The sequence below is a fragment of the Rhizobium sp. RAF56 genome (assembly GCF_052113965.1).
Classification (GTDB): Bacteria; Pseudomonadota; Alphaproteobacteria; order Rhizobiales; family Rhizobiaceae; genus Rhizobium.
The window spans coordinates 22,509-45,004 of record NZ_JBFRDU010000013.1 but is presented as its reverse complement, the minus strand read 5'-3'; the positions used below and the strand labels follow the sequence as shown (position 1 = coordinate 45,004).

The 22,496-nt window shown below is 63.1% G+C and carries 21 protein-coding genes; 15 read left to right on the top strand and 6 right to left on the bottom strand.

The features are described 5' to 3' along the window. Positions 1-13: 13 nt before the first annotated feature. A complete protein-coding gene (gene grpE, locus AB4048_RS13025; RefSeq protein ID WP_442202386.1) occupies positions 14-646 on the bottom strand; it encodes a nucleotide exchange factor GrpE in 633 nt (210 codons plus the stop codon). 108 nt (positions 647-754) lie between these two features. After that, positions 755-1,837, bottom strand: coding sequence for a heat-inducible transcriptional repressor HrcA (gene hrcA, locus AB4048_RS13020; RefSeq protein ID WP_442202385.1), 1,083 nt, complete (start codon positions 1,835-1,837; stop codon positions 755-757). A 173-nt stretch (positions 1,838-2,010) separates the two neighbouring features. Here hrcA and rph point away from each other — a divergent pair, with 173 nt between their 5' ends. From rph to AB4048_RS12995, 5 genes are all read left to right on the top strand, one after another. Then, positions 2,011-2,727, top strand: a complete 717-nt coding sequence (gene rph, locus AB4048_RS13015) for a ribonuclease PH (RefSeq protein WP_442202384.1) — start codon at positions 2,011-2,013, stop codon at positions 2,725-2,727. A 110-nt stretch (positions 2,728-2,837) separates the two neighbouring features. Continuing rightward, entirely contained in the window at positions 2,838-3,263 is a 426-nt protein-coding gene (locus AB4048_RS13010) for a VOC family protein (protein ID WP_442202383.1), read from the top strand. Positions 3,264-3,272: 9 nt separating this feature from the next. Next, positions 3,273-3,917, top strand: a complete 645-nt coding sequence (gene rdgB / locus AB4048_RS13005) for an RdgB/HAM1 family non-canonical purine NTP pyrophosphatase (protein WP_442202382.1) — start codon at positions 3,273-3,275, stop codon at positions 3,915-3,917. An 18-nt stretch (positions 3,918-3,935) separates the two neighbouring features. Further along, positions 3,936-5,132 (top strand): radical SAM family heme chaperone HemW, encoded by a 1,197-nt coding sequence (gene hemW, locus AB4048_RS13000; protein ID WP_442202500.1) that lies wholly within the window; start codon positions 3,936-3,938, stop codon positions 5,130-5,132. A 362-nt stretch (positions 5,133-5,494) separates the two neighbouring features. Continuing rightward, a complete protein-coding gene (locus AB4048_RS12995; protein ID WP_442202381.1) occupies positions 5,495-6,172 on the top strand; it encodes a permease in 678 nt (225 codons plus the stop codon). Positions 6,173-6,288: 116 nt separating this feature from the next. On the opposite strand, the gene dnaA is transcribed toward AB4048_RS12995, so the two are convergent. The 4 genes from dnaA to mutM all read right to left on the bottom strand — a co-directional run bounded on the left by dnaA (position 6,289) and on the right by mutM (position 10,877). Then, positions 6,289-7,842 carry a chromosomal replication initiator protein DnaA gene (gene dnaA / locus AB4048_RS12990; RefSeq protein ID WP_442202380.1) on the bottom strand — a complete coding sequence of 518 codons (1,554 nt, stop codon included), beginning with the start codon at positions 7,840-7,842 and terminating at the stop codon, positions 6,289-6,291. An 875-nt stretch (positions 7,843-8,717) separates the two neighbouring features. Continuing rightward, complete coding sequence (rpsT, locus tag AB4048_RS12985; protein ID WP_442202379.1) at positions 8,718-8,993, bottom strand: 30S ribosomal protein S20; 276 nt, start codon at positions 8,991-8,993, stop codon at positions 8,718-8,720. 203 nt (positions 8,994-9,196) lie between these two features. Beyond that, positions 9,197-9,970, bottom strand: coding sequence for an enoyl-CoA hydratase (locus AB4048_RS12980; RefSeq protein WP_442202378.1), 774 nt, complete (start codon positions 9,968-9,970; stop codon positions 9,197-9,199). 16 nt (positions 9,971-9,986) lie between these two features. Beyond that, positions 9,987-10,877: a bifunctional DNA-formamidopyrimidine glycosylase/DNA-(apurinic or apyrimidinic site) lyase gene (gene mutM / locus AB4048_RS12975; protein WP_442202377.1), complete on the bottom strand. Its 891-nt coding sequence runs from the start codon at positions 10,875-10,877 to the stop codon at positions 9,987-9,989. A 181-nt stretch (positions 10,878-11,058) separates the two neighbouring features. On the opposite strand from mutM, the gene ubiE reads away from it, so the two are divergent. From ubiE to AB4048_RS12925, 10 genes are all read left to right on the top strand, one after another. Continuing rightward, entirely contained in the window at positions 11,059-11,835 is a 777-nt protein-coding gene (ubiE, locus tag AB4048_RS12970) for a bifunctional demethylmenaquinone methyltransferase/2-methoxy-6-polyprenyl-1,4-benzoquinol methylase UbiE (protein WP_442202376.1), read from the top strand. A 65-nt stretch (positions 11,836-11,900) separates the two neighbouring features. Next, entirely contained in the window at positions 11,901-13,475 is a 1,575-nt protein-coding gene (gene ubiB / locus AB4048_RS12965; RefSeq protein ID WP_442202375.1) for a 2-polyprenylphenol 6-hydroxylase, read from the top strand. A 155-nt stretch (positions 13,476-13,630) separates the two neighbouring features. Then, on the top strand, positions 13,631-15,214 hold the full coding sequence (locus AB4048_RS12960) for an aromatic amino acid lyase (protein WP_442202374.1): 1,584 nt from the start codon (positions 13,631-13,633) through the stop codon (positions 15,212-15,214). A gap of 35 nt (positions 15,215-15,249) precedes the next feature. Further along, positions 15,250-16,632, top strand: a complete 1,383-nt coding sequence (locus AB4048_RS12955; RefSeq protein WP_442202373.1) for a dihydroorotase — start codon at positions 15,250-15,252, stop codon at positions 16,630-16,632. Beyond that, a complete protein-coding gene (locus AB4048_RS12950; protein WP_442202372.1) occupies positions 16,629-17,909 on the top strand; it encodes a Zn-dependent hydrolase in 1,281 nt (426 codons plus the stop codon). The genes AB4048_RS12955 and AB4048_RS12950 overlap by 4 nt, the downstream gene beginning before the upstream one ends. Beyond that, positions 17,890-18,990, top strand: a complete 1,101-nt coding sequence (locus AB4048_RS12945; RefSeq protein WP_442202371.1) for a DUF917 domain-containing protein — start codon at positions 17,890-17,892, stop codon at positions 18,988-18,990. The genes AB4048_RS12950 and AB4048_RS12945 overlap by 20 nt, the downstream gene beginning before the upstream one ends. A 5-nt stretch (positions 18,991-18,995) precedes the next feature. Continuing rightward, positions 18,996-19,325 (top strand): TfoX/Sxy family protein, encoded by a 330-nt coding sequence (locus tag AB4048_RS12940; protein WP_442202370.1) that lies wholly within the window; start codon positions 18,996-18,998, stop codon positions 19,323-19,325. A gap of 87 nt (positions 19,326-19,412) precedes the next feature. Then, positions 19,413-21,074, top strand: coding sequence for a urocanate hydratase (locus tag AB4048_RS12935; RefSeq protein WP_442202369.1), 1,662 nt, complete (start codon positions 19,413-19,415; stop codon positions 21,072-21,074). A gap of 87 nt (positions 21,075-21,161) precedes the next feature. Further along, complete coding sequence (locus tag AB4048_RS12930; protein ID WP_442202368.1) at positions 21,162-21,845, top strand: spermidine synthase; 684 nt, start codon at positions 21,162-21,164, stop codon at positions 21,843-21,845. A 25-nt stretch (positions 21,846-21,870) separates the two neighbouring features. Continuing rightward, positions 21,871-22,455: a DUF922 domain-containing Zn-dependent protease gene (locus tag AB4048_RS12925; RefSeq protein ID WP_442202499.1), complete on the top strand. Its 585-nt coding sequence runs from the start codon at positions 21,871-21,873 to the stop codon at positions 22,453-22,455. Positions 22,456-22,496 lie beyond the last annotated feature (41 nt).

Below are 22,496 nucleotides of genomic sequence, written 5' to 3'. Positions count from 1 at the left end.
CGACGCCTATATATTAGGCGTCGCGCTCGTCCAGTGCGCTCGCAGAGGCGGAATCGGACGTGTCCGTCTTCGGGCCGCCCTTGGCAACGCCGACCATTGCCGGCCGCAGCATGCGCTCACCGATCGTATAGCCGGCCTGGACGACCTGCACGACCGTGTTGTTCGGCACGTCAGGGTTCGGCACTTCGAACATTGCCTGGTGGAAATGCGGATCGAACTTCTGGCCGACTGGCTCCAGCATGCGCACGCCGTGACGCTCAAGCGCCGACTGCATGGAACGCTCCGTCAATTCCACGCCCTCGATCAGCGTTTTCAGACCGACGTCAGCGGTTGCGTGAGCCTCGGGCGTCACCGCTTCGAGCGCGCGGCGCAGATTGTCGGAGACCGCCAGCATGTCGCGGGCGAAACCGGCAACGGAATAGGACTTGGCGTCCTTCACGTCGCGCTCGGTGCGGCGGCGCAGATTGTCCATTTCGGCGGCAAGCCTCAGATACCGGTCACGCAGCTCGGTATTTTCGGCCTTTAGCAATTCGACCGGATCCGGCTCGGAAGGCGCTTGCGCCTGTGCCTCGCCGACTTGCGCGAAATCGTCGGCATTGTCCGGCGTTTCTGCGTCAGGTCCGTTCTTCGTTGTTTCGTCCGTCATAACGGTCTCCGCACTAGTTTCTCTTTGGATGTGCCCGATATCGAGGTTTGACCGGAAAAAATCAAGGCTTCGCGACCCCAATGCGACGATTCCCGTCGCGACGCCGCGTCAACCACCGCTGCGCGACAGCCGCGAAATCAGCTGCGCCGTATAATCGACCATCGGCACGATGCGCGCATAGTTCAACCGCGTCGGCCCGATGACACCGACGGCGCCGACGATCCGATCATCGCTGTCGCGATAGGGCGCCACGATGAGCGATGAACCGGAGAGCGAGAAAAGCTTGTTTTCCGATCCGATAAAGATCCGCACGCCCGAGCCGGTTTCCGCCAGGTTGAGGATCTCGATCAGGCTGTCCTTCTTTTCGAGATCGTCGAAAAGCAGCCGCAACCGGTCGAGGTCCTCAGCACCGCCAACGTCCTGCAGCAGATTGGCATGCCCGCGCACGATCAGCTGTGTCGGCTTGCCGTCGTCGCCACTGCCCGACCAGACGGCGATGCCGCGCTCGACCAGATCGCCAGACAACACATCCAACTCCCGACGGACCTCGCTTTTCAGGGTCTGCAGCTGCCGGCGAAGTTCCGGAAGCGTCTGGCCGCTCATATGGGCGTTGAGGAAGTTGGCCGCCTCCGTCAGCTGCGCCGAGGTGGTGCCGGCCGGTAGCTCGATGACGCGATTTTCCACCTGATCGTGCTCGCCGACGAGCACGGCCAGCGCTTTGGTCGGCTCCAGGCGAATGAACTCGACATGCTTCAGCACCGGGTCGCTTTTCGCCGTCAGCACCAGACCCGCCCCGCGCGACATGCCCGACAGCATGCGGCTTGCCTCGGTCATGACCGATTCCATCGGCTGGTTGCCGACGCCCACCTGCCGATCGATGCTGGCGCGCTCCTCGGCCGAGAGATCGCCGACCTGCATGAAGGCGTCGACGAAGAAGCGCAGGCCTATCTGGGTCGGCAGCCGGCCGGCGCTGATATGGGGGGAGTAGATGAGCCCCAGCTGCTCCAGATCGCTCATGACATTGCGCACGGAAGCAGGCGACAGCGATACCGGCAGCAACCGCGAAAGATTGCGCGACCCGAGCGGCTCGCCATATTCGAGATAGCTCTCGACTATACGGCGGAAGATTTCTTTCGACCGTTCGTCCAACGCAACAACTGCGTCGGTAGCCGTCGAAGTCGGGAACCCCATATCGCGCGCAAATCCATTTGTTGATCCTAATGGTAGATATAGCCACTACGCTTTCGATGGCAAAAGGGAAATTCGCCGAGGCAGGCTCCACGGGCCGAATTGCACCTGCTTTTCCTTTGCAAAAGCCGGGCGGCAATCGTAGAAGCGGTGAACCAAAATACTAGGAGAATGGAATGCGGCCTTCAGGCAGAAAAACCGATCAGATGCGCGCGGTCTCGTTCGAGCGCAATTTTTCCAAGCATGCGGAAGGTTCCTGTCTGGTCAAGTTCGGCGATACCCATGTACTTTGCACCGCAAGCCTCGAAGAAAAGACGCCGCCGTGGCTGCGCAACAGCGGCAAGGGCTGGGTCACCGCCGAGTACGGCATGCTGCCGCGCGCGACCGGCGAGCGCATGAAGCGCGAGGCTGCCGCCGGTAAGCAGGGCGGCCGCACGCAGGAAATCCAGCGCCTGATCGGCCGGTCGCTGCGCGCCGTCGTCGATCTGCAGGCGCTGGGCGAACGTCAGATCACCGTCGACTGCGACGTCATCCAGGCGGACGGCGGTACGCGCACTGCCGCGATTACCGGGGCGTGGATTGCACTCCACGACTGCCTGAAATGGATGGAAGGCCGCAGCATGCTGAAGGTCGAGCGGGTGCTGAAAGACCACGTCGCCGCGATCTCCTGCGGCGTCTTCGCAAGCCAGCCGGTGATCGATCTCGACTATATCGAAGATTCCTCGGCCGAAACCGACGCCAACTTCGTGATGACGGGTGCCGGCGGCATCGTCGAAATCCAGGGCACGGCGGAGGGCACCCCCTTCAGCGAAGAGGAATTCACGACGCTGATGCACCTTGCCAAAGGCGGTATCGCCGAACTCGTCGCGCTGCAGAAGCAGACGATCGGCTGAGGCGGGGTGTCGGCGGTAGCGCTCCCCTGCCCGCTTTCGTGGCCGAAGCGCGCACCTGCGCCTTCGGGCGCAGTCCGTGGGCTTGAGGGTTGGAACAGGAGCGACCGTCGATGACCGCTGCCAACAGTCCGATCGAAGGCGTCCTCGAGACCGCGCTTTACGCTGATGATCTCGACGCGGCGGAGACCTTTTATGAAGACGTGCTCGGCCTTGCCAAGATCAGTCGCGGCGCAAACCGGCACGTCTTTTTCCGCTGCGGGACGGGCGTGCTGTTGATCTTCAACGCGAATGAGACCAACAAGCCGCCGGGGCAAGGCGCGCTTCCCGTGCCGCCGCACGGCACGACCGGCAACGGCCATACCTGCTTCCGGCTTTCGGGAGAAAATTTCGATGCGATGCTGGCACGGCTTGCCGCCGCCGGCGTTGCCATCGAATCCGATTTCCGCTGGCCGAGTGGCGGCCGCTCCATCTACTTTCGCGATCCGGCCGGCAACAGCCTGGAATGCGCGGAAGCGGTGATTTGGGGCATCGAATAAGGACGAACCATGCGTAAGCTCGATACCAAGACAATCGTGGTTGCCAGCCATAACGCCGGCAAGATCCGCGAAATCCAGGATCTGATCGGTCCCTTCGGCTTTGCGGCAAAGTCGGCCGCCGACCTTAATTTCATCGAGCCGGACGAAACCGGCACGACGTTTGAGGAAAACGCCGCGATCAAGGCGCTGGCTTCGGCCAAGGCCTCGGGTCTGCCGGCGCTTTCGGACGATTCCGGCCTCATGATCGATGCCCTCGGCGGCGATCCGGGCGTCTATACCGCCAACTGGGCGGAGAAGCCCGACGGCACGCGCGACTTCGGCATGGCGATGGAAAAGGTCGAGGCGGCGCTTTCAAAGACCGGCGCCACCGAGCCGGCCCAGCGCGGCGCGCGTTTCATCAGCGTGCTGTGCCTTGCCTGGCCGGACGGGCACACCGAGCTTTTCCGTGGCGAAGTCGAAGGCACCGTGGTTTGGCCACCGCGCGGCAGCCAGGGCTTCGGCTACGATCCCGTTTTCCAGCCGCAGGGTTATGACGTGACCTTCGGCGAGATGAGCGCCGAACAGAAGCACGGCTGGAAGCCAGGCGAGCCGCAGGCGCTTTCCCACCGTGCCCGCGCGTTCAAGCTTTTTGTAGAAACCTGCCTGGAGGCGTAAGGTCGGCTCGTGGACACCTTGGATTCGCAAAGCCCCGCACTCAGAGGCGCCGACCTCTTGCCCGATACCGGCGATCCCGGTTTCGGCGTCTACGTGCATTGGCCGTTCTGCGCCGCCAAGTGCCCCTATTGCGATTTCAACAGCCATGTTCGCCATCAGCCGGTCGATCAGGAGCGGTTTACCGCAGCGTTTTTGAAAGAAATCGCTGCCATGCGGGCGCTGAGCGGGCCGAAGACGGTCACCAGCATCTTCCTCGGCGGCGGCACCCCCTCGCTGATGAAGCCTCAGACGGTCGAGGCCATCCTCAACGGCATCGCCGGGGCGTGGCATGTGCCTGCTGGCATCGAGATCACCATGGAGGCGAACCCGTCGAGCGTCGAGGCGGAACGCTTCCGCGGCTACCGCGCCGCCGGCGTCAATCGAGTGTCGCTCGGCGTGCAGGCGCTCAACGATCGCGACCTGAAATTCCTTGGCCGCCTGCACGACGTCGATGACGCGCTGAAGGCGATCCGTCTGGCGCGCGACATCTTCCCGCGCATGTCCTTCGACCTCATCTATGCCCGTCCGAAACAGACGGTCGAGGAATGGGAGCGCGAGTTGAAGGAAGCCATCTCCTACGCCGTCGACCACCTGTCGCTCTATCAGCTGACCATCGAGGAAGGCACGCCCTTTTTCGGCCTGCACAAGGCCGGCAAGCTTGTCGTGCCGGATGGCGAGCAATCCGCGGCACTCTACGAAGCGACGCAGGAGATCACCGCGCGCGAGGGCCTTCCGGCCTACGAGGTCTCGAACCACGCTCGTCCCGGCGCCGAAAGCCGTCACAACCTCACCTATTGGCGCTACGGCGACTATGCCGGCATCGGCCCTGGCGCGCACGGTCGCCTGTCGCAAGGCACCGAAAAACTTGCGACCGCAACCGAGCGCAAGCCGGAAAGCTGGCTGGAAATGGTGGAGCGCGACGGCCACGGCCTCCTCGAGAGCGAGCCGCTCGGCTACGAGGAGCAGTCCGACGAACTGTTGCTGATGGGCCTGAGGCTTAAGGAAGGCGTCGATCTCGCGCGTTGGCAGCAGCTGTCGGGCCGCGACCCCGATCCCAAACGCGAGCAGTTCCTGCTCGACCACGGCTTCATCGAACGTCTCGGCAACTCCCGCCTGCGCTGCACGCCGTCCGGCATGCTGATCCTCGATTCCGTGGTCGCCGATCTCGCCTGCTGACACCGGCGTTTGCCGATACTGTCAAAAACCCATGCGAAAGCAGCCGGACGCTCGAAATCGCCGGTTGCGCTGCATGTCGTTTCGTAGGGGGCGCCTGAAGTTGCCTCGTGAAACTAAGATATATGGCGCCTTCCGGCACCTCCTTCGGCGGTTTATGCCCGCAATTTGTCCCTCTCTGCGACCCTCGCGGCCTCCATCGGCAGTGAGAACCATGTGTGCCGCACAGCACGAAGCTGGTGCGCAGAGAGGCCGCATTTCGCTGTCGCGTAGCGGTCATCATGGGGGCACGGACAAGATAGCGTCGCCGGGGCGGCGCAAATCATGTAGGAACCAAAGGGAAAAGACCGCGACGGTATGAACCCATGGACTTCATGAAGCTACTGAAATCGCTGGAGGAGCTGCTCTATGAGCTGGTTTCCTGGCTGGTGTTTTATCCGATCACGATCTGGCGGACCCTGTCGCGGCCGCTCGAAATGATGCGTTATGCGGATGTGGAGCTCGCGGACCAGCCGGAGGATCAATATGACGATACGCTCAGTCCTCCGCTTTTCCTGCTGATCACGCTGCTTATTGGCCAGGCGATATCGATCACGCTGCCGTCCGTCTACGACCGTGCTTCGCTGCCGAAGTTGCTTTCTTCCGACGCAAATCTGCTGATCGCCAGAGGGGTCATCTTCAGCGTGTTCCCATTGATCATGGCGGTCACGCTTTTGCGCCACAGGCGAGTGAAGCTTAACCGGAACACCCTGCGGCCACCGTTTTACAGCCAGTGCTACGTTGCAGCGCCCTTCGCTTTCGGCGTGGGCATTGGAACCGACTTCTTGGTGCTACCAGGCGGCGGCACGACCTGGATCGGACTTGTCGCGCTGCTGCTTTCCTTCATGTGGTACGGCACTGTTCAGGTTCGCTGGTTTCGACGGGACCTCGGAATAGCCCTCCACTCCTCGATAGGCCTTTTCCTGCGAAGCGTGTGTCTGGCAACGGTGCTGAACCTGACGCTGGCGACGGTGATCGGCCTGGTCCTCAAGGACTGGTCTTGACGGTGTGAGCCTGCTGGCAGTCCAGCGGCAGCCCAGGGGCCTCCCCACATGTCTTGCGAAACGCAGACGGCCGGCAAGATGCCGGCCGTTTGGTTTTCAGATTGCTGGACGCCAGACTATTCGTTGATCAGGCGCTTCAGCAATTCGATTTCGTGAGAGAGCTTCGTGTCGCCGGAAATCAGCTCCTCGATCTTGCGCACTGCGTGCAGGACCGTCGTGTGATCGCGGCCGCCGAAACGGCGCCCGATCTCCGGGAAGGAGCGCGGGGTCAGCGTCTTCGACAGATACATGGCGATCTGCCGCGGCTTGACGATGACGCGCGTGCGGCGGTTCGAGACCAGCTCCTGACGCGACACGTTGTAGTGACGCGCGACGACGCGCTGGATGTCCTCGATGCGGACCCGGCGCGGCTCGCCTGAGCCGACGAGGTGGGCGAGCAGTTCGTCGACCCGCTCGACCGTCAGGTTCGGCTCGAACGAGCGACGGAAGACCAACTGGTTGAAGGCGCCTTCGAGTTCACGGCCGCTGGCCGTCACGTTGCGCGCCACATGCGACAGGAGATCCGCCGGAATCTCCAGCGAAGGATCCTCCAGGCGAGCAGATTCCAGCCGCCGCTTGAGAATTTCGAGCCGCATTTCGTAATCGGGCGCCTCGACTTCGATGGCAACCCCGCCCTGCAGGCGCGAACGCACCCGCGGATCGAGCGATTCCAGCTCCCACGGCGCGCGGTCGGCGGCCACGACCACCTGCTTGGCGCTGTCGAGCAGCATGTTGAGAAGATGGCAGAACTCGTGCTGGATCATCTTGCCCTGCAGGAACTGCATGTCGTCGATAATGAGAAGGTCGATGTTGCGCAGCGAGTCCTTCAGCGTCAGTGCGTTATTGTCGCGGATTGCCGTGGCAAACCGCCACATGAAATATTCCGCCGTCAGATAGACGACGCGCAGGGCGCGCGGGTTCTGCACGGCGGCATTGGCGATCGCCTGGAGCAGATGCGTCTTGCCGAGGCCGACCGACGAATGCACGAAAAGCGGATTGAAGCGCACGGCGCCGGGACCCGCTTCTGCGATGGTCTTGGCGGCCGCAAGGCTGATGCGATTGGAACTCCCCTCGACGTAGGTGTCGAAGGTGAAACGCGAGTCGAGCGGCGAACCGAAGAGTGGCGAACCGCCGGTGGCTGGACGGGCAGCGGCGGCTGAAGCCACCGTGTGAGCCGCGACCTGACCGGCGGACTGCGCCGCCGGACGACGGATCTGTGCAACCGAGGCCGATTCAGGAAGGGAAACCTGCTCATCCGCGCCGGCGGTCTTTGACCCGCCGCGTGTTGCCGTACGCACCAAAATTTCGACTTTGAGAATTTCCGAATCTTCCGCCTGGAACAGGCTGGTAATCAGATCGAGATAGCGATTGTTGATCCAGGATTTCAGGAAGGTCGTCGGCACGGTCAGCCGCACGACACTTTTGGAAACCGAATGCAACTTGAGACGCGCAAACCAACTCGCATAGACATCCGGACCGACCTGAGCCTTCAAGCGTGCGCTGACACGCTCGAACAGTATGCTATGCTTCATATCTCCTTTTTCCCCCGCCGCTTCGAGGCAAGACGAGCCAGACTGCGGTGCGCCGTTTTTTTGATCCAAAGCACCGGTCGTCAACGTATTCGTATGCATAAGTGCCGCCTTCCAAAATTCATTTGTCGGGCGAAATTTGGATCTGACCGCCGCCCGAATGCCTTATCGATGGCATGACGACGCCGTCCCTGGGGAGGGAGTTGCCGCATACCGGTTTGTCAGCTGCAGCCCTTAAAGAAGGGCCAAAGCGAGAGAGTGGCGAAAACCGCGTCATGCGGCCCTCGTCATCGTTTCCCGCCCTCGGAGTGGTCGTCTGGTCCTCGTTTCCGAAACGACCGCGCCGAACGGCTTGCCAAATTTATGTTCCTCTCCAAGTGGCTCGTCTGGGGACGGTGGCCTCCCGGAGCAGACGAATTCCCTCGTCCGTCAACATTGCTGCTGCCGGTTTGAACTCGTCAACTGTTTGAAAAAACGGGACTGAACAGCCCCGCCACAAGAGACAAAACAACACCCACGCTGTCTGAACGACAGTGTTTGCCGAAGCCGTTTAAGATGATGTCCGCACCCCTGTTGGAGGGCATTTAGGCAGGATCAAACGACAAGATCAACGACGAATTTTACGCAAAATTAAGCCGGGGCTGTTGACTCCCGACCTGACTGTGGACCGCCACACTCTGGCCCAAAAAGAATCGCTTTTGAATCAAGGAGATTCGCCAGTGATGCGATTCCATCACGCCGGAAAAGAAAAAAAATAATAATCCGCTTGACTCGCCCGGCCGTGGCAAGGCGTTCACGAACGCGCGAGCCAGTTCTAGGAACCTGCCGCAACCAATTGATTTTATTGGATACTTTTTGTCACTGTACTGACATTTTAGGGCAGTCTGAAATTAACCTTACGGGGGCTAAATTTCTGAATCCGAAAAACCCGGCCAAGGGCCGGGTTTTCATCATAACGATTAAATCGTTAAGAAAGATTAAGCCGTAGGGGCGGCAAGCGCCTTCACGCGCTTAGCCAGACGCGACACCTTGCGGGACGCGGTGTTGGCGTGCATCACGTTCTTGCCTGCAGCGCGCTGCAGTTCCGGCTGCACGGCGCGCAGGGCTTCCTGAGCGCGGGTCGCATCGCCGGATGCGATGGCGTCTTCGACCTGGCGAACGAAAGTGCGAACGCGCGAGCGACGAGCCTTGTTGACTTCGGTGCGGCGGGCGATCTTGCGGGTCGCTTTCTTCGCCGAGCTGGTATTGGCCATGGATGCCTCTCTTAGAATTCGAACATAACTCCACATTGCCGCGTCGGCCCTGCGGCCATATCATCCAGCAATGCGGGAGCAATCGCGGAAAACCAGAGTGGCTTTCCAAGCTGTGGCGGGCATATAACCCTAATGCGGCTTGGCGTCAACGCGCATTTTAAGGGAACCGCCGAGTTTCCCACCACGACCCGGCAGAATCCTCATCAGCGGTGTTTGAAGGCAGGTTTGCGCTTCTCCACGAAGGCCGTCATGCCTTCCTTCTGGTCTTCCGTGGCGAACAGGCTCTGAAACAGCCGGCGCTCGAAGAGCAGCCCCTCTTCCAGGGTTACTTCGAAGGCGCGGCCGACCGCTTCCTTGGCCATCAGCACCGAAGGGCGTGACAGCGAGGCGATCTTGGCGGCCGCGGCGAGCGCCTCCTCCATCAGCTTTTCCGCCGGCACGATCCGCGCCACAAGGCCGGCGCGCTCGGCTTCCGCTGCATCCATCATGCGACCGGTAAGGATCAGATCCATCGCCTTTGCCTTGCCGACGGCGCGCGTCAGGCGCTGCGTGCCGCCCATGCCGGGCATGATGCCGAGCGTAATTTCCGGCTGGCCGAACTTCGCGGTCTCGGAGGCGATGATGAAATCGCACATCATCGCGAGCTCGCAGCCGCCGCCGAGCGCAAAGCCGCTGACGGCTGCAATCACCGGCTTGCGCGTCTTGGCGACGTCCACCCAGCCGGAAAGGAAATCGTGGCTGTAGACCTCGGCGAAGTCGAGGTGCTGCATCTCCTTGATGTCGGCGCCGGCCGCGAACGCCTTTTCCGATCCCGTCAGCACGATCGCGCCGATGTTTTCATCCGCATGGAAGTCGGCATAGGCCGCCTTCAGTTCGGCAAGCACGGTCGAATTCAGGGCGTTCAGCGCCTGCGGCCGGTTGAGCCGCACGACGCCGACTGCCCCATGGGTTTCAACGATCAAGGTTTCATAGGTCACGGTCTTCTCCCGAAAGTCACTTCTGGCAGGCGGCGCAATAGAAAGAAGAGCGGCCGGCCTGCACTACGCGCGCGACCGTACCGCCGCAGCCGGGCGTTGGGCAAGCCGCGCCCTCGCGGTCGTAGACGGAAAAGGAATGCTGAAAATAACCGAGCGATCCATCCGTTTGAATATGATCTCGAAGCGACGACCCGCCCGCCTTGATCGCATCGGCGATGACGTCGCGGATGCAATCGACCAGAATATCGAGCGCAGGCTTCGGCTTTCCCGCCTTGGTCACAAGCGTGCCGGCGGCCCTGAGCGGCGAAAGGTGCGCCCGCCACAGCGCCTCGCAGACGTAGATATTGCCGAGACCGGCAATATTCTTCTGGTCGAGCAGGGCACTCTTCAGCGGTTGTGCCTTGCCGTCGAAACGCTCGGCAAGATAGGCCGCACTCAGTTCGTTGCCCGTCGGCTCCGGCCCGAGATCGCGGAACGAGGGATGGCTGGCGAGCTCGGCGCGTCTGGCGATATCCATGAAGCCGAAGCGGCGCGGATCATTATAGATGACGCGCAGCCGGCCTTTTCCTCCGTCCAGATGAAAGATGACGTGATCGTGCTTGCCGTCCTTCGAACGGGCGTGATGAAATGCGCCGGGCGTTGCCTCCTCGGCGCCTTCCTCCACGCGGAAGGAGCCGGACATGCCGAGATGGGCAATCATCGTCATGCCGTCGTCGAAGTCGATCAACAGGTATTTGGCGCGCCGCGAAAGGCCAAGGATCGTGCGGCCGATGGCATGCTCGGCAAGGTTTGCGGGAAAAGGAAAGCGCAGATCGCCACGCCTCAGTTCGAGGCTCGCGATGCGCGCGCCCTCCATGGCGGGCGCCAGACCCCGGCGAACCGTTTCGACCTCTGGCAATTCAGGCATGATGATCCATCTCCGCTTCGGCCGCCGCTGATGCCTGGACGATCAAGATGAGCTTTAATTTAACCTCGTCATGATCTACATCAGCGCCAGTGTGCCGCGATCCTTGATCGTGTCCCTGAGATAGCGTGCCGGAAGCGAGATCGCCATGGCCCGCTGGAATTTATCGAACGGAGTCGACCCGATGGCAGAAAGCCGCACCTCCGCCCAAGGCGGCATGGAGACGTCCTACGGTTACCGCGAGGTGTCGGAGGGCGAAAAGCAAGGCCTCGTCAACGACGTCTTCCATAAGGTCGCCAAGCGCTACGACATCATGAACGACGTCATGTCGATGGGCCTGCACCGCGCCTGGAAGGACGCGATGATCTCGGCGCTCAACCCGCGCAAGGACACTGCCTTCCGGGCGCTCGACGTGGCGGGTGGGACAGGCGACATCGCGTTCCGGATCGTCGAGGCTTCCGGGCGGCTCGCGCATGCGACGGTGCTTGATATCAACGGCTCGATGCTCGCCGTCGGCGCCGAACGCGCCGCCAAGCGCAAGCTCTCCGATCAGCTGACCTTCGTCGAGGCCAATGCCGAGGAACTGCCCTTCGAAGCCGCAAGCTTCGACAGCTACACGATCGCCTTCGGCATCCGCAACGTGCCCCGCATAGACGTGGCGCTGAAGGAGGCCTACCGCGTCCTGAAGCGCGGCGGACGGCTCCTCGTGCTCGAATTCTCCGAGGTGGACCTGCCGCTGCTCGACCGCATCTACGATACCTGGTCGTTCAACGCGATCCCGCAGTTCGGCAAGGCGATCACCGGCGATGCCGAGCCCTATCAGTATCTGGTGGAATCGATCCGCAAATTCCCAAATCAGGAAAATTTCGCGACGATGATCCGCCAGCCCGGCTTTTCGCGCGTAACCTTTACCAACTACACCGGCGGCATCGCCGCGCTGCACTCCGGCTGGAAGCTCTGACGCATGACGCCAATCTCCATGATCCGGGCCCGCGACGCCTCGCCCTCAAACGGCCGTAGCCCAAGATGAGTGCTTTCGGCGCATATTTCGGCCTTGTCCGGGTCGGCTGGGTAATGGTGCGCGAGGGCGTCGTGCTGGCGCTCCCCTCCGAAGGCCTCCCGCCGATGGTGAGCCTTGCCAAATCCTTCGTCGGCATCTTTGCCAACAGGCGCGCCAAGCAACAGACGCGCACCGACCGGCTCGCAAAAGCCGTCGAGCGGCTCGGGCCATCCTACGTCAAGATCGGACAGTTCCTGGCGACGCGCCCTGACGTGGTCGGCGTCGATTTCGCCAACGACCTGTCGCAGCTGCAGGACCGCATGGCCTTCTTTCCGACGGCCGCTGCCAAGGCCCTGATCGAAGGCTCGCTCGGCCGGCCGCTCGACGAACTCTATTCGCGTTTCGAGGAGCCGATCGCGGCCGCCTCGATCGCTCAGGTGCACCCCGCCGAGGTTTCGACCCCGTCGGGACCGCGCAAGGTGGCGGTAAAGGTCATCCGTCCCGGCGTGCGCCAGCGCTTCGCCAACGACATCAAGGCCATGTACCTGGTCTCCGGTCTGCAGGAGCGCTTCATGCCGTCAAGCCGGCGCCTGCGCCCGGTCGAGGTTACGAAGACGCTGGAGCAGACGACCAAGGTCGAGATGGATTTGCGGCTCGAGGCGGCAGCCCTTTCCGAAATCGCCGAGAACACCAAGCAGGACCCCGGCTTCCGGGTCCCGTCGGTGGATTGGGAGCGAACCGGTCGCGACGTCATCACCATGGAATGGATCGACGGCGTCAAGATGTCTGATGTCGAGGGCCTGCGCGCCGCAGGACACGATCTCAACCGGCTCGCCGACACGCTGATCCAGTCCTTCCTGCGCCATACGCTGCGCGACGGCTTCTTCCATGCCGACATGCACCCCGGCAATCTCTTCGTCGATCCGCAAGGCCACATCGTCGCCGTCGACATGGGCATTGTCGGCAGGCTCGGCAAAAAGGAGCGGCGTTTTCTCGCCGAAATCCTCTTCGGCTTCATCACGCGCGACTATCTCCGGGTTGCCGAGGTGCATTTCGAAGCGGGCTACGTGCCGGGACATCACAATACCGAAAGCTTCGCCCAGGCGATCCGCGCCATCGGCGAACCGATCCACGGCCAGCCGGCCGAAACCATTTCCATGGGCAAGCTGCTGACGCTGCTCTTCGAGGTGACCGAACTCTTCGACATGGAGACGCGGCCGGAACTCGTCATGCTGCAGAAGACCATGGTTGTGGTCGAGGGCGTGGCGCGCATGCTCAATCCGCGCTTCAACATGTGGAAGGCTTCCGAACCTGTTGTCAGCGATTGGATCCGCACCAATCTCGGCCCGAAACGCATCGTCGCCGACCTGCGGGACGGGCTGAAAGCCGCGGTCAAACTTGCCGAAGCGGTCCCCGAAATCGCCGCCAATACCGAGAGATTTCACCACGAACTGGTGCACATGAGCGAAAACGGCCTGCGCTTCGATCCCGCCACCGCCGAGGCGATCGGCAAGGCCGAAGCCCGTCACGGCCGCTCGGGCCGCATCGCGCTCTGGCTGATCGCACTGACGCTTGTCTATATCGCCTGGCAGGTGACCTGACTTTTCTACAGATCCAAGCGCAGGCATGCTTCCTTTATTGTTTGGAGTGCGCGACCCACGCGTAAGGCTCTGCCAATACAGCCTGTGTTCGGCATTTGGGATATCCCTTTGCTTCAAAGGCTTGCATAGTCTTTGTTTAGAAGGAGAATTCGCCCATGGATCGTCAGACGAGCGGCATCGAGCTTAGCGGCCAGCCGCTCACCTATTCCGATCTGATAAGGATCGGCGCCGGAGTGGCTACACCGACGGCGGCCGACAGTGGAATGGTCCGCGTACGCAAGGCGCGGTTGATTGTAGAAGAGGCGATCGCGAGCGGCATGCCCGTCTACGGGGCGACCACTGGCGTCGGCGCCATGAAGGATGTGGAGTGGTCGCCGGAAGACCTGGACGCCTTCAATCTCGGCCTCGTGCGCGCCCATCACTTCGGCACTGGCGCACCTTTTTCCATGTCGGTCGTCCGCAACGCCATGGCGATCCGCGTCAATACGGCACTCACCGGCCAGGTCGGCTGCACACCCCAGCTCATTGAGGCCTATCTGAAGCTGCTGGAAGCCGACGTCATCCCGGTCGTTCGCCGCACCGGCTCCATTGGTTGCGCCGACATCGGGCTCATGGGCCAGATCGGCGCGGTACTCACTGGCGTCGGTGAAGCCGTACATCGCGGCCGGCGCATGCAGGCGGCGGATGCCTTTGCGGCCGCCGGCATCGAAGCGATCCGCATGGCGCCGCGCGACAGCCTCGCCTCTCTCAGCGTCAATGCCGTAAGCTTTGCCGCGGCGGCCGAAGCGACGCGAAACGCCGCCGCTTCAATTCGCATCCTGCTTGCAACCGGCATGATGGCGTCAGGCGCGCTCGGCGCGTCGCGCGATCCCTGGCGGTCGGTGCGTCATGTCGGCACGCCGCGCGAGGCGCTGATCGGCGCCTGGCTCTGCAACGCCTCGGATGAATGGAACTGGCCCGTCGCCACCCACATTCAGGATCCGCTGAGCCTGCGCATGGTGGCGCAAGTGTTCGGCGCGGTGATCGAGAACCTCCTGAGCACCGGCCACAAGATCCTTGCCGCGACCGGCCGCTCGGACGACAATCCGGTGGTGGTCGAGGGCACCGTCATGACGTCCGGCGGCTCGCTGCCACTCGATGTCACGATCCTGCTTGAATCGGCGGCGCTCTGCATGGCGCACGCCGCGCGCAACGCCTTCAACCGCTGCGTCCTGCTTGGCAACGGCCACCGGCGCGGACTGCCGGTCAACCTCGTGCCGCAGGGGCGGATCGCGACGGGCTTCGGGCCTATCATCAAGCTCGCCGGCGAGATTTTCTCCCGCGTGCTGTCGATGTCCAATCCGGTTTCGGCACAGTCTCTGGTGGTTGCCGCCGGCATGGAGGACGAGGCCGCATTCCTGCCATTGGTGATTGAACGTTTCGAGCGCCAGATGCGGGCGCTGAAGCGACTTGCCGCGTTGGAAGCGCTGCTTTCGGCTCAGGCGATCGACATTCTCGGCGACAAGCCGGGCGGTGTCGCCAGCATGCTCTACGATGTGGTTCGCCGGCACGCGGAATTCTACGTCGTCGACCGACCGCTTTCGGCCGAGGTGGAGGCAATCGAAGAGGAACTCGCCTCCGACGCCTTCATTTCCGAACTCATCGAACAGGCGCCGCTCGTCGCCTACGATGATTTCTTCTCCCTCGGCTCGGTCCAGCGGATCGAAAAACGGCTGCAGCCGGACGCGATTTCTGCCTGAGCAAGGCTCCATCCATCGGACGAAGGGAACGACGCATGGCTGATTTCGATCTCGTTCTGCAAGGCACGGTGGTCCTGCCGCAGCGGATCATCGAGGACGGCTATGTGGCTGTCAGCGGCGGCAAGATCGCCGAGGTCGGCATCGGCGTTCCTCCGGCCGCCCGCGAGCGGCATCTCCTCGGCAAGGCGCTGATCCTGCCTGGCGCGATCGACGCACAGGTGCATTCGCTCTCGCAGAAGGATCAGGAGGATTTCGTCTGGTCGACCCGGTCGGCGGCGGCCGGCGGCGTAACCACTATCGTCGACATGCCCTATGACGAAGTCAATCTCGTCTGCTCGGCCGATGCGGTGAAGCGCAAGGTCAGCCACGCCGCGCCGCAGGCGCGCGTCGATTTCGCGCTCTATGGCACGATCGATCCGGAAGAAGGCCCGTCGCGCATTCGCGAAATGGTGGAGGCTGGTGTCGCCGCGTTTAAATTTTCGACCTTCGGCACGGATCCCAAGCGCTTTCCGCGTATTCCGCCTGCGCTCCTCGATGCCTGCTTTGCCGAAATCGCCCCGACGGGGCTGACCGCCGGCGTTCACAACGAAGACGACGAGGCGGTCAGGACCTATATGGATAAGGTCAAGGAAAGCGGCGTCTCGGATTGGCGTGCGCACGGCTTGTCACGCCCGCCGATCACCGAGCTGCTCGCCATGCACACGATCTTCGAGACCGGCGCCCAGACCGGCTGCCCCGCGCATGTGGTGCATTGCTCACTCGGACGCGGCTACGACATTGCCCGCGCCTACCGCCGCGACGGCTTTGAGGCGACCGTCGAATGCTGCATCCACTATCTGACGCTGGACGAGGAAAACGACGTCAGGCGCCTCGGCGGCAAGGCCAAGATCAATCCGCCGATCCGCCCGCGCGCCGAGGTGGAGACGCTGTGGCGCAAGGTGGCGGCGGGCGAGGTCTGGCTGGTTTCCACCGACCACGTCAGCTGGTCGGAAAACCGCAAGACAAACCCGGACATGCTGGCAAACGCCTCGGGCGTGCCCGGCCTGGAAGTCATGGTGCCGCTCTTTGTCAAGGGCGCGATCGAACGCGGCGTGCCGCTGACCTGGGCGGCAAGGCTGATGGCGGAGAACCCGGCGAAGCATTTCCGCCTCGACCATGTCAAAGGCGCGCTCACCCCTGGCAAGGACGCCGATATCGTCGTGCTCGAGCCGCGAGAACGCGTCTATGACGCGGCCGAAAGCGGCAACAACGTCGTCGGCTGGAGCCCCTACAACGGTATCCGCCTGCCATTTACCGTTTCGGCCGTCTGGCTGCGCGGCAGGCAGATTGCCGAGGGCTCGAAGGTTCTGGCCGATCCCGGCGCCGGCCGTTTCGTCCGTCCATTGCCGAGACAGGTGCTTGCCGGAGCATCGGCATGACGCGCAACCTGCCCGTCGACGCGGCACGCATCGCCGAGGATATCGATGCGCTGGCGGCGATTACCGAGCCCGACCGGCCATGGACCCGGCGCGCATTTTCACCACTCTTTCTGAAAGGCCGCGCTTACATAGAAGAGCGCATGAAGTCCGCCGGGCTTGAGACCCATATCGATGCCGGCGGCAACCTGATCGGCAGGCGCGCCGGCAGCAAGCCCGGGCTCGGCACCATCATGGTCGGCTCGCATTCGGACACGGTGCCGGACGGCGGCCGTTTCGACGGGATTGCCGGCGTCATCTCGGCGCTTGAGGTGGCCCGCGCGCTGAAGGATCGCGGAATAGAACTGGATCACGATCTGGAGATCGTCGATTTCCTCGCGGAGGAAGTCAGCATCTTCGGCGTTTCCTGCATCGGCAGCCGCGGCATGACCGGGCAATTGCCGGACGCGTGGCTTTCGCGCGTCAGCGGTGAACGCGATCTTGCCCATGGGATCACCGAGGTCGGCGGCGATCCCCTCAAGCTGCCGGAACAAAGGCGCCCGGATTTGAAGGGCTTTCTCGAATTGCACATCGAGCAGGGACCGATACTGGAAGCGGAGAGCAAGGATATCGGCATCGTCACTGCCATCGCCGGCATCACCCGCATCGAGATCACTGTCGAGGGCCGCGCCGACCACGCGGGCACCACACCAATGGACCGGCGCGCCGACGCGCTCGTTGCCGCCTCGGAGCTTGTCCTCGACATCCGTAGCAAAGCACTTGCGCTTTCGGCAGGGCCGACGCATTTCGCCGCAACCGTCGGCGAATTTCGCATAGAGCCGAATGCGGCGAACGTTGTGCCTTCCAGGGTCGTGCTGTTGATCGACGCCCGGGCCGAGGCGCGCGAGGAGATGGAAGGCTTCTGCAGCTTTGTCGACACGGCTGCTGCCCGGGTTGCGGCGGTTCACGGCGTTGCCATCCGCCCGCCGCATCGCGTTTCCGACAATTTCCCGACGCCCTGCGATGCGGGACTGATTGCAACGCTCGAACGCGCGAGCGATGCGGTCGAGGCTCCCCACCGCCGCATGGCCTCCGGTGCCGGCCACGACACCGCCTGGGTTGCCCGCGTCGCGCCGGCAGCGATGATCTTCGTGCCCTGCCGTGAAGGCCGCAGCCATTCGCCCGACGAATGGGCCGAAAACGACGATATCGCGCTTGGCGCCGCCGTTCTCTTCGAGGCGGTGCGCGAGATGGACAAGAGCTTGAGCAAGGAGACCGCCGATGGGACGCATACTGGTTGAGAAGGATGTCGAGGCCGCCGTCAAAGGAGGCTCGGTCTATGCCGCCGGCGGCGGCGGCTGGGCCGATCATGGCCGGATGCTCGGCTATGCCGCCGTCTCCATCGGCAAGCCTGAACTGGTTTCCATCGACGAGCTGAAGGACGACGAGTGGGTAGCGACCGCCGCCGCCATCGGCGCGCCTGCCTCGACCACGCCCTGGGAAATGCAGGGGATCGACTACGTCAAAGCCGTGCATCTGCTGCAGGAAGAGCTCGGCGAGCGCATCGCGGGCCTCATCATCGGCCAAAACGGCCGTTCCTCGACGCTGAACGGCTGGCTGCCGTCCGCCATCCTCGGTACCAAAGTCGTCGATGCCGTGGGCGATATCCGCGCACATCCGACGGGCGATATGGGCTCGATCGGCATGGCCGGCTCGCCCGAACCGATGATCCAGACCGCCGTCGGCGGCAACCGCGCGGAAAACCGCTATATCGAGCTTGTGGTAAAGGGCGCGACGGCGAAGATTTCTCCCATCCTGCGCGCCGCCTCCGATCAGTCCGGCGGTTTCATCGCGAGCTGCCGCAATCCACTGCGCGCCTCCTATGTGCGCACCCACGCGGCACTCGGCGGCATTTCGATGGCGCTGGCGCTCGGGGAAGCCATCATTGCGGCGGAGAAGAACGGCGGCTCGGCCGTCATCGACGCCATCTGCAAGACGACCGGCGGACATATCCTTGCCGAAGGCAGGATCACGAAAAAGGACGTCGTCTATACGAAGGAAGCCTTCGACATCGGCAGCATCGTTGTCGGCACCGGCGAGAAGGCCGTGACGATGCATGTGATGAACGAATACATGGCCGTCGATGACGCAAATGGTAAGCGGAAAGCTACATTCCCCTCTGTTATCACGACGCTTTCTCCCGAGGGGGAGCCGTTGAGCGTCGGGCAACTGCACGAGGGAATGCAGGTGCTAATCCTGCATGTACCGAAGGAAATCATCCCGTTGTCGGCCAGCGTTCTCGACCCGACCGTCTATCCCGTGGTCGAGAAGGCGATGGGTATCGAGATCGCCAGCTACGCACTGTCAGGCACCCAGGGCTGAGGCCGGTGGCGCGCGACCCCGGCCTCGAGGAACTGCTGCGCGACGTCCTCGCCCAGCGACCTGGGGTCAGCGAGAAGGCGATGTTCGGCGGGCGGGCCTTCCTTCTCAACGGCAACCTGCTCTGCGGCGCTCGCGACGACGGAATGCTGGTGCGGCTGGGCAAGGGGAATGACGGCTGGGCGCTCGCGCTGTCGGGCGCCGTGCGCATGCTTTCCGGCGGTCGCCCGATGCAGGGCTGGGTGCGCGTCGATGCCGGTGTCTATGGCGACGACACGATGAGGCTGCGGATACTTGATGCGGCGATAGCCTATGTGGAGACGCTGCCGGCAAAGTGAATGACGACGTCCCTTCCCTCGGCCGGGAGAAGGAGAAATGCGACGAGCCTCGCGCTCAGCGACAACCAGGACAGAGGACCCACGACCATGCCGAAACCCAATCCCCGCCATCCGAAATTTCCCATTCCGGGCGGCCCGGAGCTGCGTGCGAAAGGCTGGCGGCAGGAGGCGCTGCTCAGGCTGCTCGAGAACGTGCTTTCGGTCGGCGAAGACCCCGACAACCTCATCGTTTACGCCGCGCTCGGCAAGGCAGCGCGCAATTGGGCGGCGCACCGCGGCATCGTCAAGGCGCTGACGGAGATGGATGAGGATCAGACGCTCTTGATCCAATCGGGCAAGCCGATCGGCCTCGTTAAAACCCACAGCAAGGCGCCGCTCGTCATCATGGCGAACTGCAATATCGTAGGACAATGGGCCAAGGCCGAGATCTTCTACGAGTTGCAGCGCAAGGGCCTGATCTGCTGGGGCGGACTGACGGCCGGGGCCTGGCAATATATCGGCAGCCAGGGCGTCATCCAGGGTACCTACGAAATCTTCATGCGCATCGCCGAACGGCGTTTCGGCGGCGATCTTGCCGGACGGTTCGTGCTGACGGCGGGTCTCGGCGGCATGGGCGGCGCACAGCCGCTTGCGGGCCGCATGGCGGGTGCGGCGATCCTCTGCGTCGACATCGATCCGGAACGCGCGCGAAAGCGCAAGGAAATCGGCTACCTGCAGGAGATTGCTCCCGACCTCGATGCGGCGCTTGCCATGATCGACGCTGCCGTGAAGGAGAAGCGTGCGCTTTCCGTCGGGCTCGTCGGCAACGCCGCGGAGATCTATCCCGAGATCGTGCGGCGCGGCATCGTCCCCGACGTCGTCACCGATCAGACCTCGGCCCATGATCTGGTCTACGGATACGTGCCGAAAGGCATGAGCCTCGACCAGGTGAAGAGCCTGCGCGACGACGGACAGGGGCAGCTCATGGCTGCAAGCCGTGCCTCGATCGTCCAGCACGTGACCGCGATGCTCGAATTCCAGAAAAAGGGTTCGGAGGTCTTCGACAACGGCAACCTGATCCGCACGCAGGCAAAGGAAGGCGGCGTTGCCAACGCCTTCGACATCCCGATCTTCACCGAGGCCTATCTGCGCCCGCTCTTTGCCCGCGCTATCGGCCCCTTCCGCTGGATGGCGCTCTCCGGCGAGGAAAGCGATATCGCCCGCATCGACGATCTGCTGCTCGAGATGTTCCCGGACAACAAGATCATCACCAACTGGATTATGCTTGCGCGCAAGCACATTCCCTTCGAGGGCCTGCCTGCCCGTATCGCCTGGCTTGGCCATGGCGAGCGCACGGCGCTGGCGCGCCGCGTCAATGAACTGGTGGCGAACGGCCAACTGAATGGGCCAGTCGCCTTCTCGCGCGACCATCTGGACGCCGGCGCCATGGCGCATCCAAACATCATGACCGAGCGGATGAAGGATGGTTCCGACGCCATCGCCGATTGGCCGCTCATCGATGCGATGATGCTCTGCTCCTCGATGGCCGACCTCGTCGTCATCCATTCCGGCGGCGGCGGCTATGCCGGCTACATGACGAGCTGCGGCGTCACCGTGGTCGCCGACGGCACCGAAGATGCCGACGAACGGCTCGATCATGCGCTCACCAACGATACAGCGCTCGGCGTCATGCGTTATGCCGATGCCGGCTATGAGGAGGCGTTGGATGAAGTGGCGAAAAAGGACATTCCCTATATCCGGCTCGGATGATGCGCGCCGGGCGAAGGCGTCTGGCCTTCGCCGTCCGTCGGGGCTATATGAGGTGCCGACTGACTTTTCGACTTGCAAAGTGCGCCCGTGATCCCCTGGACCGTCCTCGATATCGCGAAAATTCCTGATGGCGGCGGCGAGCTTCGCCTGAAGCAGCGCGGCCAGGAATTTTCGATCATGCTCGGCGCCAACGAGCTGATGAACAGCCGTCTCAGCGGTTCGGAAAAGGCGCTGGCGACGCTCTCCTGCGAAAAGATCCGTGACCGGGCAGAGCCGCATGTCCTCATCGGCGGGCTCGGCATGGGCTTTACGCTGCGCGCAGCCCTTGGCGAACTCGGCGCGGAAGCGCGCGTGACCGTCGCCGAGCTGGTGCCGGCGGTGGTCGCCTGGGCGCGCGGGCCGATGGCGGACGTCTTCAAGGGCTGCCTCGACGATCCGCGTGTTGCGATCCATGACGGCGATGTCGCGGCCCTGATCCGCGGCAGCAAGGCAAGCTTCGACGCGATCCTGCTCGATGTCGACAACGGGCCGGACGGGATCACTCACGAGGCCAACGACGGCCTCTATGACTTTCGCGGGCTTTCGGCAGCGCGCGATGCGCTGAGGCCGGGCGGCGTGCTCGCCGTCTGGTCCTCGGGGCCGGATCAGGGATTTACGCGGCGGTTGAGGGACAGCGGCTTTGCGGCCGAGGCGGTCGGCGTGCGCGCCACCGGCAAACGCGGCGCGCGACATACGATCTGGATTGCAGTGAAAACGGGCGGCAGGAGCTGACGTGAAACGAGTATTTCAACTTTCCATGGCTGCGGCCTTCGCCCTTAGCCCGATATCCGCGAACGCCGACTGGAAGCCGGTGGAGCGGGAAGAGACCTATGCCATCGCCGGCACGACCGAGCCCCAGCTTTATATGTCGATCGGCGAACGTGGCCCGAAGATCTGGTCAGGTCGCGTCATCGCGCATACCAATTTCGCCCTGACCTGGACGCGCGACTACAAGCCCCAGCCGGACGGCGCCTGCGTTCTGACCAGAGCGACGCCGAAACTGATCATCACCTATACGATACCGAAGCCGGCTTCGCCGCTGCCGCCCCAGGTTCGCGCCCGCTGGGACACGTTCATCGCCGGCGTGCGCGCGCATGAGAAAGTGCATGGCGAGTTCATCAAGGACATGGTGCGGGAAATCGAGGCGGCAAGCGTTGGCCTGACCGTGCCGAACGATCCCAAGTGCAAGGCAATCCGCAACGCGCTGACGAAACGGCTCGGCCCGATCTCCGCCAAAAAAGGCAAACGCGACGCCGAGTTCGATCGCACCGAATTGAGCGACGGCGGCAACGTGCGGCGGATGGTGATCGCCTTCGTGAACAACCGAGGCCCGTTTCAGTAAACCTGGGCTTCCTGCGAACGCAAATGCGCTGTGGCCTGCCG